8 protein-coding genes are annotated in these 12,480 nt (G+C 63.2%); 4 read left to right on the forward strand and 4 right to left on the reverse strand.

What is annotated here, in order from left to right; all coding sequences use genetic code 11:
• Positions 1-111 precede the first annotated feature (111 nt).
• Genes LX70_RS08675 through LX70_RS08685 form a run of 3 tightly spaced genes read left to right on the forward strand, consistent with a single transcriptional unit; the run spans position 112 to position 2,247 of the window.
• Entirely contained in the window at positions 112-1,473 is a 1,362-nt protein-coding gene (locus tag LX70_RS08675) for a site-specific DNA-methyltransferase (protein WP_105514130.1), read from the forward strand.
• On the forward strand, positions 1,470-1,856 hold the full coding sequence (locus LX70_RS08680) for a DUF5681 domain-containing protein (RefSeq protein WP_146111573.1): 387 nt from the start codon (positions 1,470-1,472) through the stop codon (positions 1,854-1,856). Before LX70_RS08675 ends, LX70_RS08680 begins: the two co-directional genes overlap by 4 nt.
• Positions 1,849-2,247, forward strand: a complete 399-nt coding sequence (locus tag LX70_RS08685; protein ID WP_105514132.1) for a DUF5681 domain-containing protein — start codon at positions 1,849-1,851, stop codon at positions 2,245-2,247. Before LX70_RS08680 ends, LX70_RS08685 begins: the two co-directional genes overlap by 8 nt.
• Before the next feature lie 89 nt (positions 2,248-2,336).
• Here the strand turns inward: LX70_RS08685 and LX70_RS20715 are convergent, their stop codons facing one another.
• A complete protein-coding gene (locus tag LX70_RS20715; RefSeq protein ID WP_170076152.1) occupies positions 2,337-3,491 on the reverse strand; it encodes a hypothetical protein in 1,155 nt (384 codons plus the stop codon).
• A 507-nt stretch (positions 3,492-3,998) separates the two neighbouring features.
• Here LX70_RS20715 and LX70_RS08700 point away from each other — a divergent pair.
• Positions 3,999-6,824: a UvrD-helicase domain-containing protein gene (locus LX70_RS08700; protein WP_245885009.1), complete on the forward strand. Its 2,826-nt coding sequence runs from the start codon at positions 3,999-4,001 to the stop codon at positions 6,822-6,824.
• 154 nt (positions 6,825-6,978) lie between these two features.
• On the opposite strand, the gene LX70_RS08705 is transcribed toward LX70_RS08700, so the two are convergent.
• The 3 genes from LX70_RS08705 to LX70_RS08715 form a co-directional block, all read right to left on the reverse strand.
• Entirely contained in the window at positions 6,979-10,320 is a 3,342-nt protein-coding gene (locus tag LX70_RS08705; protein WP_105514135.1) for a DEAD/DEAH box helicase, read from the reverse strand.
• A 14-nt stretch (positions 10,321-10,334) separates the two neighbouring features.
• Complete coding sequence (locus tag LX70_RS08710; RefSeq protein ID WP_211301685.1) at positions 10,335-11,492, reverse strand: hypothetical protein; 1,158 nt, start codon at positions 11,490-11,492, stop codon at positions 10,335-10,337.
• Positions 11,493-11,517: 25 nt separating this feature from the next.
• Positions 11,518-12,480 (reverse strand): helix-turn-helix transcriptional regulator (locus LX70_RS08715; RefSeq protein WP_105514198.1); only part of this gene is annotated, 963 nt, incomplete at its 5' end.

A 12,480-nucleotide genomic window follows, 5' to 3' on the forward strand; every position in this document is an offset into this window, starting at 1 on the left:
GCAAGGACCCGACGGTCCGGCCTCTCCCTGAAACAGCGCTGACCGGATCGCCCTTTTGGGCGCTGGTCCCTGTCACGGCGAGCCGGCAGCGCGAACCCGAAAGGCCCCAGAATGGCTGATATCAAGACCCTGCCGGAAAGCACCCGGCTCAAGATCACCTATCGCAAGACCGGCGATCTCATTCCCTACGCGGGCAATGCCCGGACCCATAGCGAAAAGCAGATCGCCCAGATCGCGGCGTCGATCCGCCAGTTCGACTTTACCAACCCGGTGCTGATCGACGAGAATGGCGGCATCGTCGCCGGCCACGGGCGCGTGGCTGCGGCAAAGCAGCTCGGTATCGCCGAGGTGCCGACCATCGTGCTGGGCCATCTCACGCCGGCCGAGCGGCGCGCCTATGTCATCGCCGACAACCGCCTGGCCGAGCTCGCGGGCTGGGATCGCGAGATCCTCAAGATCGAATTCCAGGCGCTGGCCGAACTGGATCTCGACTTCGACCTGGAGATCACCGGCTTCGAGACCGCCGAGCTCGACCTGCTGCTCGACGACAGCGCGGGCGAAGATGCCGCGGACCCGGCCGATGAGATGCCCGAACCCGAGCCGGGGCCGGCAGTGACCCAGCCGGGTGACGTCTGGCTCCTGGGCAAGCACAGGCTTATCTGCGGCGATGCGCGCGACCCGGCGACCTACGCCGCACTGATGGGCGCCGAACGCGCCCGCGCGGCGTTCACCGATCCGCCCTACAATGTGCCAATCGACGGCCATGTCTGCGGCTCCGGCGCGGTGAAACACCGCGAGTTCGCCATGGCCTCGGGCGAGATGGATGCCGGCACCTTCACCGCTTTCCTCGAAGAGTCCCTTGGCGCCATGGCCGCGGTCAGCCTCGACGGCGCGATCCACTTCACCTGCATGGACTGGCGCCACATGCCTGAGCTGCAGGCGGCGGGCTCACGCGTCTACAGCGAGCTGAAAAACCTCGTCGTCTGGGCCAAGACCAATGGCGGCATGGGGACCTTCTACCGCTCTCGGCATGAGCTGATCTATGTCTGGAAGGTGGGCACCGCGCCACACACCAACACCTTCGGCCTCGGTGAACATGGGCGCTATCGCACCAATGTCTGGGACTATCCCGGGGTAAACAGCTTTGGTGGCAATCAGAAGGATCTGGCGCTGCATCCGACGGTAAAGCCGGTGGCGCTGGTGGCCGATGCGATCAAGGACGTCACCCGCCGCGGTGAGATCGTGCTCGACGGCTTCGGCGGCTCGGGCACCACGCTGATCGCGGCCGAGCGCACCGGCCGTGTCGCGCGGCTGGTCGAGCTCGACCCGATCTACTGTGACCTGATCTGCCGCCGCTACGCAGCACTCACGGGCGTCGAGCCGGTGCTGGAGGCCACGGGCGAGACTTTCGAGGCTGCGGCCGAGACGCGCGCCATGGAGGCCAAGGCGCCCGAAGCGGAGGCTGCAGAATGAGCGAGAATGCCAAACACCCGGTGGGCTATTGCAGCCCGCCGGTACAGCACCGCTTCAAGAAGGGTAAGTCCGGTAATCCCCGGGGTCGGCCGCGCAAGCAGGATGATCTCTGGAGCCACATGAACCGGGTGCTGAGCCGCAAGGTCAAGCTCCAGGGCAGTGACGATCAGATTCCGATCCGCGAGGCTCTGATCCGCCGTCTGCGGGAACTGGCTCTGGCCGGTGACCGCCGCGCGCTGGAGCTGCAGCGCCGGATCCTGGCCGAGGCGGCGGGTGCCGCCGATGTCGACCGGTTCGATCCGGAAGAGGAAAAGCGGAAGGTGGTGGAAGTGCTCCGCCGCATCGCCGCGGCGATGAAGAAAGACGGAGGCGGCGATGCCTGACGATTACGATATCGGCTATGGCAAGCCGCCCGAAACCAGTCGGTGGCGGAAGGGGCAGTCGGGCAATCCGAAGGGTCGGCCCAAGACCCGCGCGGACCATCTCAGGGATGCCGCAGCGATCCTGTCAGAGCCGGTAACGGCCCGGACGCCCGACGGGCGCCCCGTGTCCCTCGCCGGGCTGGAGGCCGCCTATCTGGCGCTTTGCCGCAAGGGGCTGAAGGGCGATGTGCCAGCGCTCCTCCGCGCCATCACTATCATGCTGGAGGTCCAGCCGGCCGTCGAAGCCAAGGCCGACGACAAGCGCCGGAAGCGGGAAGAGCTGATCGCCCGGCTCGATCGGCTCGGCCTGCCGACCGAGGCCCTGCGCAACCGGCCGCTGGAGGACGATTGAGGCCGGGAGGGCTCTCTCACCGCGGGCGGGTGAAGGCCGCACAAGCGACGCCCAGAGGATGGCCCGGAGCCGCTCCGGGGAGCATCCGTTCATGCCTCCCGCCACCATTCCGCGACAGTGGCAAGCTCCTCGAAAATCGCAGTTGAACCGGCCCGCAGCGGGTCGCGAGCCTCGATGCGGTCCTCCAGCCAGGTAATCCAGTCGGAGAGGCTACGCCCGTCGATTAGGGCGCAGGGCTCATCGGGACGGGCCTTCACCTCGGCCAGGAAGGCCCGCATCCGGGCAGCGGTGTCCCATTGGTCAGCCAGTTGACCAAACCGGCGCAGGCGATTGTCTGCGATCTTGCCCTGGCGCTCCGCCTCCCGGCGCCGGGCCTCCTCCTCGCGCCAGCGAGCCTCGCGTTCCTCTTCCACCAGCCGTTCGGCCTCCAAAAGCGGTGCCGCGGCCTGCATGGTGGCGAAGATTTCGCCGACCATGTCCTCCATCCGCCTGGTATCGGTTTCCAGCCAGCTGGATCTTAACTGGCCCGGCAGCCGGGACTGGATCTCGAAGATCAGGAACCCGCTGCCGACGGTTTCGGTGCGGTAGCCCTTCTTGGCATAGAAGCCCCAACGCTTTTCGTCATCGGTCAGCGGGCGCTGCACCTGCTTCAGCTTTTCGCGCAACCGGAACGAGATCGATTTGCCTCCGAGCCTGACCTCTAGACTACCGCGCCTAGGCTCTGTGACGGGATGGTTGCCGGCTTCCAGCGCCCGAAACAGGGCATTCAGGATCCGGTGGCGCCGGTGGTCCTCCGCCGAGAAATCAGGAACCGTCGCGCGACCATTGCCCCAGCGCCGGTGTCGCGAGGCCTCCCGCTCACCGTTGCGGGCGTCGATCCAGGCCGCGACGACGGGGTGGGGCTTGTTCAGCCGGTCCGGCACGACCAGCGCGCCGTCTTTCACCCCGGCGTGCGGATTGTCTACCGGCACCGGCACAGGGGCGGGTTTCTCCTTTGGTGGTGTCGGGTGGATGACAACCGAAAGCGGCGTGTTGGCCGTGGGCTTCAGAAGCCTGAACTGTACGACTGGCTGCCCCGCCTCCTTCTTGGCCCAATAGCCTCGCGGCGGAACAGGTACCTCGAGCCGGTTACAGATCTTCTTCAGGCCAGTCCCCGAGATCCCGTAGCCGGCAGCGAGGCGGGTGATCGGAGTTTCCCAGACAAGACGATAGAGATCTTCGCGCGTGACAGTCGTGGCAGGCATGGGAGGCTCGCGTTGTTGGTATTCAGATGTTGGTAGCGGCCGATCTATTTGGCCTTTGTAGCCGCCACCAGCTCTAGGTGCCGAATAATCCCCGAGCGAATATCCCGGCTGGGGTGAGAAGACGTACCAGATACCTGTAGCGAGCGCGGGGGAGATCAATGGCGCGAAACTTTCCGACCTATCGTTGACCAAAGAGCCGAAATACCTGCATTTTCTGTTTTGATGAGAGTGCGGACCTGATCGACCGCGTCGACAAGGTGAAGTTCTGGTTACATCCATCAGCTCAGGAGAGATTCTGGCTCGTTACGGACCTTACAATCGAGATTGGGATAGGTATCAATTGAAGCGAAGACCTATTTTACGGCACGAGGGAAGGCGAATTTATTGATCCGGCTTAAGAAGCGCCCCTTGGTCGGATTTTTGGCCGACCCCTTCAACAAGTCCGCGCGCGCAATAGAGCTGGACGGGGATCAAATCCTGATCACTCGTCGCGGGCGGGTTGCCACCATGCCGCTGCAGTCCATTGCGAGCGCACCTTTCCTTCGGAAGGGGATATTGGGAACCGCGCTGACCATCCGATCGGGCGACTCCCGCGATGTCACACTGAAGGGCGCGGGAGACCACGCAGCCCATGACTTTTCAGAGCAGGTCTCGGCGGCTTGGACCCGCGTCAATCTCGAGGCTCTCGAGAGCGAAGCGGCGAGGTTGGACCGGATTCTCGCCAGCGTGCTGTCGCTGGCAGCACCGTCTCGATACCCCGCCGCGTGTAAGATTGCGCCCTTGCTTGAAGAGGCCCGTGCGTTGGATATTTCGCTGCTGACGAAGCTGAATACCGAAGCTATCGGCCCGGAAGCCGTCGCGCGCATTGCACCCGTCCGAGAATTCGCGGCCAATCCGCAATTAGCACGGGCCAATGCCGTATCCGCCTTCGTCACCGCGGAACTGGATCGATGGAAGGGGTTCTTCGACACAATCGAGAGTAAGCCGCTGACGCCGGAACAGCGCCTATCGGTCGTCGTCGACGAGGATGCGACGCTGGTCCTCGCCGGGGCGGGGTCAGGCAAGACCAGCGTCATCACCGCCAAGGCGGCCTATCTCGTCAAGGCGGGCATTCGACAGCCGGAAGAAATCCTGCTTCTGGCCTTCGCAAAGAATGCGGCCGAGGAGATGTCGGAACGGGTCGAGGCCCGATCCGGCGTGCCCATCGTCGCGCGAACCTTCCACGCGATTGCCTATGACATCATCGGGATTGTCGAAGGGGCAAAGCCCGCTTTGGCCGACCATGCCACCGACGACATGGCCTTCACCAACCTGATCAAGCAGATCCTGAAGGACCTGGTCTACCGCCTTTCAGAAGTGTCCAAGGCGATCATCCAGTTCTTTGCGCATTTCCTGGTCGAGCCGAAAACCGAATGGGATTTCAAGACCAAGCACGACTTCTACACGCATATGGAAAGCCAGGACCTTCGGACACTGCAGGGCGAAAAGGTCAAGAGCTACGAAGAGCTGCAGATCGCCAACTGGCTTTACGAAAACGGCGTCGATTACGAATACGAGCCGGTCTACGAACACAAGATCGCGGAAACCGGCAGGCGCGATTACCAGCCGGATTTCCGGCTGACCGAAAGCGGCATCTATATCGAGCATTTCGGCGTGCGGCGTGAGAAGGCCCGAGACGGCAGCGAGCAGCTGATCACGGCGCCCTTTGTGGACCGCGACGAATATCTTGCGGGCATGGACTGGAAGCGGAAAGTCCACGCCGAGCATCAGACGATGCTGATCGAGACCTATAGCTATGAACGGCAAGAAGGCCGCCTGCTGACCGGCCTTGCCGAAAAGCTGGCGCCGCATGCCACCCTGAAGCCTCGCCCGGTCGACACGATCTATGACCGGATCGTCGAGCTGAAGCAGGTCGATGACTTCTCGAAGCTGCTCGGAACCTTCCTGCGCAAGTTCAAGAGCGGCGGCTACAGCCTGCAGGACTGCGAGACCAAGTCAGATCGGATGAAGCTGGGCAAACGCGCCCGGGCGTTCCTCGACGTCTTCGCGCCGGTCTTCGAAGAATATCAGAAGCGTCTGGAGGGCCGGATCGACTTCGAGGACATGATCCTGCGTGCCGCGCATTATGCCGACACTGGCCGTTACGTCAGCCCGTTCCGCCATATCCTCGTCGACGAATTCCAGGACATCTCTCAAAGCCGGGCCCGGCTGGTGAAGGCGCTGAAGGCCCAGCATCCCGACGTGCGCGTCTTTGCCGTGGGTGACGACTGGCAATCGATCTTCCGCTTCGCCGGATCCGATATCCACCTGATGCGCCATTTCGGGCGGGAGTTCGGGGGGCGCTTCGATGGTGAGACTGGCGTGCACAGGACCGTCGATCTCGGCCGCACTTTCCGTTCGGTCGACCAGATCGCCTTTGCCGCCCGAACCTTCGTTCTGCAGAACCCCGCCCAGATCGACAAGAAGATCGTCCCGGCCGGGACCGCCACCGAACCGGCGATCAGGGTCGTCACGGTGTCCAAAGGCGAGGACGAGGGGAAGCTGAACGAAGTGCTTGCCGCCCTGTCTGCCGCCGCTGCGCTCGAGGCCAAGCCCGCGACAGTGCTGATCCTCGGCCGCTACCGTTTCAACGAGCCAGACATGCCGGCTCTGCGGCGCCGATTCCCGCAGCTGAAGATCAGCTTCAAGACCATCCATGCCTCCAAGGGTCTGGAAGCCGACCATGTCATCCTGCTGAATGCTGACAGCGGGCGCATGGGATTTCCGTCAGAGATCGTCGACGACCCCCTCCTGTCTCTGGTTTCGCCCGAGGAGGAGGCGTTCCAGAACGCTGAAGAGCGACGCGTCATGTATGTGGCGATGACACGGGCCCGCCAGACCCTGACGATCCTTGCCTCGAATGCCCGGCCGTCGTCCTTTGTGACCGAGCTTCGCAAAGACCCCGCCTACGGAATATCGACAGCCCCCGGAGCTGAACCCGAGGCTCACATCTGCGGCGAATGCGGCGGGCGATTGCTGGGCGTGACTGGGCAGGATGGCCGCATCTGGTATCGCTGCGAGCATCTCCAGCACTGCGGAAACTTGCTGCCTGCTTGCCCATGCTGCGGCACCGCTCTGCCACGCCGCGCGGACGGAGCGACCGAGGTTCGATGTAGCTGCGGTGCCAGCTATCCAACTTGCCCTGAATGTGAGGATGGCTGGTTGGTCGAACGAAGCGGCCGCTATGGCAAGTTCCAAGGCTGCGTTCGTTACCCTACCTGCAGCGGGAAAGCGAAAATCTCAAACGGTGATCAGCCGGCCATCCCCAAGCCGCGGCGCCGGAATAGAGTCTGACACCGGGAGCGGATTGTCTTGGCTTTCACCGGCACGCTCGCGCCGGGTCGCGCAGCACGGCGTAGACGGCAACCAACTAGCCGAAACCTATGTCTATGCCCAGCAACGGCTGATGTTTGCTGAGTGGGCACGACGCCGGGCAGCCCCGTAATGGCTATGCACTGCCTAGGACCCGCAGTTTCATCGCGCGTGTCTCCAGCAAATATGTCTCGACTCCCGCGAGTAGGTGCAGCCCTTCCTCGGTGATCGCTGCCCGCGACAGGCCCGGCTGAATGATGCGGACGTTAAATTCGTAGCGATAGTCCTGCCAGCTCGCTTTCAGCCGCTTCAGGAACGCGGGGTTCCCATGTTCGAAGCGCGAGCTTTGTCCCTTGTCGAGGCGCAGTTTCTCGCGCCTGAGCATATGTGTGAACATGCGGCTGGGACGGTCACGCCATCGGGCAGATTTTTGGGCCTGTCCGCACACTTCGTAGAGATCTTTCACACGGGCGCCTGGCGTGTCGGCGCTCGAAAACTTGCAATGATGGAGCGTGACCTGGACAAGGCCCTCGGTGACGCGGAGCGTCACCACATCGGCGATCTCGCCAGCTCCATCGTCGTCGAAAATCAGGTCGTAGGCATCCACGTCGGCGAGCAGGGTTTCGATGACGCGCCGCTGGACGGAATCGGCTCGTTTTTCTGATCCTTGCGATTCTGTTCGGATATTTGTCCCCGACCAGTCCCAAGCCTCGATCCGATCTGAAGGATAAGGCTCGGCCCGGACACCATCGGGCAAGGCATAGAGATGGCTGTAGATCAGCAGAGAGCCGTCTCCGAAATCAATCTGCGGGGAGTCTTCGCCAAAGGATTCCGGCAGCGTCTTCACCTTGCCGCCGACCTTAATCGTCGCCTTCGGCCCTGATCGTTGCGGATAGCGGGCGCCGCCTTCCGCGAACACGATTTCGAACTCGGCGATCTGGGTATTGCTGCGCACCGCGAAGCGCAGCGGCGCGGTGGCTTCGTTGTCCACGAGTTCGATGTCGCATTCCGCGAACGGTGTGGCGATGTCGTCGAAGCTGATCTCGATCCGGTCCTCGATCTGTGTCAGCAGAGATTCCGGCCAGTGAATTGCGACAGGTGGAACGCTCGGCCGCTCATTGAGCTGGCGGGGGCGCATTGCGCTCTTGAAGACGCCATCGGTGGTGATGCCTGGATCGTTGACGGCTGTGCCGATGTCGCTGCACCACTCGACCCAGTCGGTGAGGTCGCGAACGGGAGAGATCGACCAGAACTTTCCTTTGGCCGAGCAGCCGCGCGAGGCCGGCACGCCATCGAGGAAGCCCGTCGCAAAGACGTTGTTCTTGATACGGGATTGCGATTTCGCGGTATCCAACCCGTCGGCGACATCCACGCCCATATACATCGAATAGCGCACGCCGCGGCCCTGATGGTGCGTGAGCCCAAGGTTGCGCAGGATGAGGCGATTGAAGCCATGAAGACTGCGAAAAACTTCCTCTCCTTCGACGCGCCGCGTCGTGTCACCGCAGACGGCCTTGGCCAGACGGTCATAGGGGCCTTTGGCCGAGCTACTGATATAGAGGAGCTTCTTGTCGGGGTCCCAGTGCATCATATGCAGGTCCCAGACGACGTTGGTGGCGTGCTGCGCGGTCGTCCAGCCCGCCTGCTCCTCCGAGCGGGTGACGAAGATGGCAACCCGCTGATGCGGGTTGATCTTCATGCCGAGATAGACGCCGGGGTTATACAGGTCTTCGGCGCGTAACGGCTCCCAGGCGTCGCAAGCGGTGCGATAGACCACGGCATTCATCTTCGGTTCGAGCGTTTGCAAGGGAATGTCGCTGAGATCGCCGACAAAGCCCTTGAACATCTCGGCGCGCCGAACCTGTCGGTCGATTTTGGCTGTGCTCAGCGCCTCGACCAGGGCGTTCCAGTCGGCGTCCTCGGCATAGAGTTTGGCGAGCGACCGATCGATGTCGTCCACGCCGGTATTGGCGATGACGGCCGCGTCGCCCAAGCGCGGGTCCTGCCGGGTGAAGCGGCCGACGAACTGGATAGTGACGGCGATGCTTTTGTGCGGATCATGCAGGCCCGCGATCTTCAGTTCTGGGAGATCGAAGCCTTCGCCCAGCATGTCGACGCACACGATGATCCGGCTCTCGAAACGCCGCAGCGCGGCAAGGTTCGCGCGGCGCTCTCGGATCGACTGCTGGCTATGAACGATGACCGGACGGAACTCGGGGAACATCGTGCTGTAGAGCTGGTGGAGATACTTAGCGCGCTCGATCGTCTGGCAACGCGCCATGGCGAGATGATTGAGACCAACCTCCAGATCGGCCTGGAGGACTTCGCCGAGCTTTTCGGCGATCGCCAGGTCGGCATCGGGCTGATCGAGCCCGAACACCGCCTCGAATCGGATCGGCTTGAAATAGCCCTCTGCCTGCGCCTTCTTGAGCGGGTAGGTATAGATAAACTCTCCGTCGACGCGCCGGCCGTCCTCACGGAAGGGGGTAGCGGTGAACTGGACGATCGGAAGCGGTGGGTCCCGGTCGATGAAGAGGCCGCGGAATCGCGACCAGGTCGGCGCGCCAATATGGTGGGCCTCGTCGATGAACAACGCCGATGCACGGGCCGCCATCCGCTCCTGAACCGGGGCGCCCGCCCGGCCGGCGATCTGCATCGTGGTGACGACGACATTGGCGTTGTCGAAGATTTCATCGACTTCGGTCGGGCTGGTTGGGATATGCGAGAGCCGCATGACCAGAGGGAAGGCCGCCGTTTCGTCGAGGCATTTCTGTTGTCTCAGGACGCCGAAAGTCTCGAATTTGCTCGCGATCTGCTCTCGCAGCGCGTCGGTAGGCACCACCACCAGCAGGCGCTCGAACCGCTGGTTGGCATTAAGCGCCAGCATTGTCTCGGTTTTGCCCGTCCCCGTCGGCATGACGATGGTGGCCGGATCAGTCGATCGCGTAGCGTGGGCAAGCGCGGCATGAAGCGCGCCGATTTGTGGGCGTCGCAAGCCAGGCTGCGCCGTCCGACCGTCTGTTGCGGCTCGTCCTTCGCGCAGATGAACCGCATCGATCCAGGAAGCGGAGACAGCCTTCAGGCGCTCGGCGCGCGCGGAACGATCCAGCGTGTCGATGCTGGTCGGCGGTGCATTCATCCACCGGCCTTCACCGAGTTCCAGTGCTTCGGCGATCCGTTCCGGCGCCGTTGCGCCGGGCGCAAGGAGAATGAGATCGGCTTCCAGTGGCGTCGCCGTCTTCGCACTGATGATTTTTAGAGTCTCGCCGGATTCCAGGGCCGTCTCGTAGCCATTGACGCGGCGGATGGCGAAGGGGCGTAGCCGGCAACGCACCCGTCTCGCCGGCATCGCCAGCTGGCGCACTGAGCTTCCCAGCACCTTGCCGTCGATGGCGAGCCGGGCTGGCAGTAGGAGCTCGACCGCGGGGTCGAAGAGATCGTCCTGGTTGGAGCTGGTCGGGTGCTTACGGGAGGCCATCGTGTCTCCCTCCGTCAGGCCGCCACCGTCTGCGACGAGGGCGAAATGGCAATCGCCGTTCCTCTCGTCATCAGAACGATGAGTCCGCGCTCGGCGCCGGTCATATCGAGATAGCCCCGGACCTTAGCCCTATAGTGGTCGAGCGTCTGAGCGTCCGGATTCACATCGCTTTTCCAGTCGACGACCACGATTGGCCGGCCATCCTCGCCGACAGTCAGGGTGTCTGCGATCCCGGCCGTTGCGGGTTTCACGCCGTCAGCCGCCTGTGCGGAATAGACGGGAAATTCGGCCAGAAGGCCCGGCCGCAGCGCCGCGATGTCTGGCAGAGCCACGATCCGGGTCACACAGGCCGCCAGTCCCTGCGCCGACAGCCCCGCCGCCGGGTCGGCAACCGGAGACTGGCCCAGGGCAAGGATGAGGTGGTCGGCCTGTTCGGTCAAGGCGGCTTCTGTTTCCGGGATTTCGCGGGTCAGCGCCTCTTCCATGAGCTTGTGGAGGATCAGCCCGCGCTCGCGGCCATCCTGCATGAGGGCGGCAGCTTCAATCTCAGGGGTGTGATCGTCGGCCGATCCCTTCCAGAGCGCGGCCTCTTCTTCCCGCAGCATGGTCCCGGTGGCGTTTTCGTCACGGCTGGTGCGAGCCAGCTCAACCAAGTCTGCGCTGCCGCAATGGCTTCGGCTTCGGCGGCGAAGCGCGCGCGTCTGGGTGTTGCCCGCGCCCGCTCCTGAGGCCGCCAGGCTGGAACGTAGGTGAGAGACGTCCAGGTCAGGTAGGTCGGCGAGCGAGAGATCAACGAGACCGATCCAAGCCGATTTCGACGGTGTGGCGTCGAGCCAGGGCAAGACGAGGAGTTCACGGGTGCGGGTGAACCTTTGCCACAGGGCCTTGTAGACCTTCTTCTCTTTGTCCAACGCGACAAGCTTGCCGAAGAAATCCAGAAAGGCCGCGCGTTCACCCGGCGCGATCGACTGGAACTCGCGCTCATCGGCATAGGCCGCATTGAAGGCAATCCAGAGAAACAGGAAGCGTGCGTCGTCGTCCCCATCACAGGCCTCGGACCTACCGACCCAGCTGATGGCGCGGTGGACGCGCAAGCCCATCGTTTCAGGGAAGCCGGCCCGAATGGCGCGCTGTTTTTCCTTGAGCGCGCTGAATTTCAAACTGCCGTCCATCAAATATCTCCCTTGAAAATCGCCATCACGGCATCGCCCCAAAATCGGACCGACGATAGTCCTCCACCATGGCGCGTAATCCCTCTGGGGCGATCACCTCGACCTTGTCGCCCCATTGATAGAGATGCCAGGTCATTTCGAGCCATCCGGCCGCATGGAAGCGAACAATCAGGCTGCCATCATTTTGCGGTTCGAGGACCTGATCCGGGTGAAATCGAAAACCCGCCGCTCGCTGCGCCGCCTCGGGCGCAAAACGCCAAATGACCTCTCCATATTGTTCCGGGTCTTGCCAGACGCCGAAGGACTGCGCGGCATAGTCCGCAATGGTGAACCCTTCCTTCAGCGCAAAGCTCTCGTCGAGCGTTGTTGCCTCGCGAATGAGATCGATCCGGAAATTCCGAACCTCATCGGCCTTGGCTGGATCACGGGCAGCAAGATAGGTGCGATGCCCCAGCAGGACACCATGCGGCTCGAGGATGCGCGACGTCGTGTCTGCATTGTAGAGAACGCGCAGGCGGAAGGGGCCGCGCAACGCCTCGATGATCGCGTCGAGAATGTCCGGGGATACGCTGACGCGTGGACCGGGTCGTGTCACCTGGCCCATTGCCGTCAGAACCGCTTCGGCATCGGCTTCGACGCGGGCTGCGCTGCGTGAGGACAGCCTGGCGAGGAGCCCGTCGCGAAGATCGGTGAGAGCCTGTGCGTGTCGAAGGCGTCCATCGGCCTCGGCGCCGCGTGCCGCGATCTCCAGCGCCTCGATCCCGGTCTCTTGGCGCAGCTGAAGCCGATCGAGGTGCGGATCGGAGAGGCGCCAGCGACGTTTTCTGTCTTCGCCGTCCTCCGCAGTGACGTTGCCGAACGTCTCTTCGAGAGCGTCGGTCATGCGCTGTGCCGTTCGGTGTGAAACGTCGAACTCGGCGCAAATGTCTTCGAGGCTGATGCCATACCGCCGCGCCGCTGCCATTTGAGCGAGGCGGATCAGATCCTG

Source organism: Albidovulum denitrificans (assembly GCF_002973535.1).
Classification (GTDB): domain Bacteria; phylum Pseudomonadota; class Alphaproteobacteria; order Rhodobacterales; family Rhodobacteraceae; genus Albidovulum; species Albidovulum denitrificans.

Coding starts and splice junctions, on each gene's coding strand:
- LX70_RS08685 (WP_105514132.1), top strand. CDS start 1,849: ATGCCTGACGATTACGATATCGGCTATGGCAAGCCGCCCGAAACCAGT.
- LX70_RS08700 (WP_245885009.1), top strand. CDS start 3,999: ATGCCGCTGCAGTCCATTGCGAGCGCACCTTTCCTTCGGAAGGGGATA.
- LX70_RS08710 (WP_211301685.1), bottom strand. CDS start 11,492: ATGGACGGCAGTTTGAAATTCAGCGCGCTCAAGGAAAAACAGCGCGCC.
- LX70_RS08675 (WP_105514130.1), top strand. CDS start 112: ATGGCTGATATCAAGACCCTGCCGGAAAGCACCCGGCTCAAGATCACC.
- LX70_RS08705 (WP_105514135.1), bottom strand. CDS start 10,320: ATGGCCTCCCGTAAGCACCCGACCAGCTCCAACCAGGACGATCTCTTC.
- LX70_RS08680 (WP_146111573.1), top strand. CDS start 1,470: ATGAGCGAGAATGCCAAACACCCGGTGGGCTATTGCAGCCCGCCGGTA.
- LX70_RS20715 (WP_170076152.1), bottom strand. CDS start 3,491: ATGCCTGCCACGACTGTCACGCGCGAAGATCTCTATCGTCTTGTCTGG.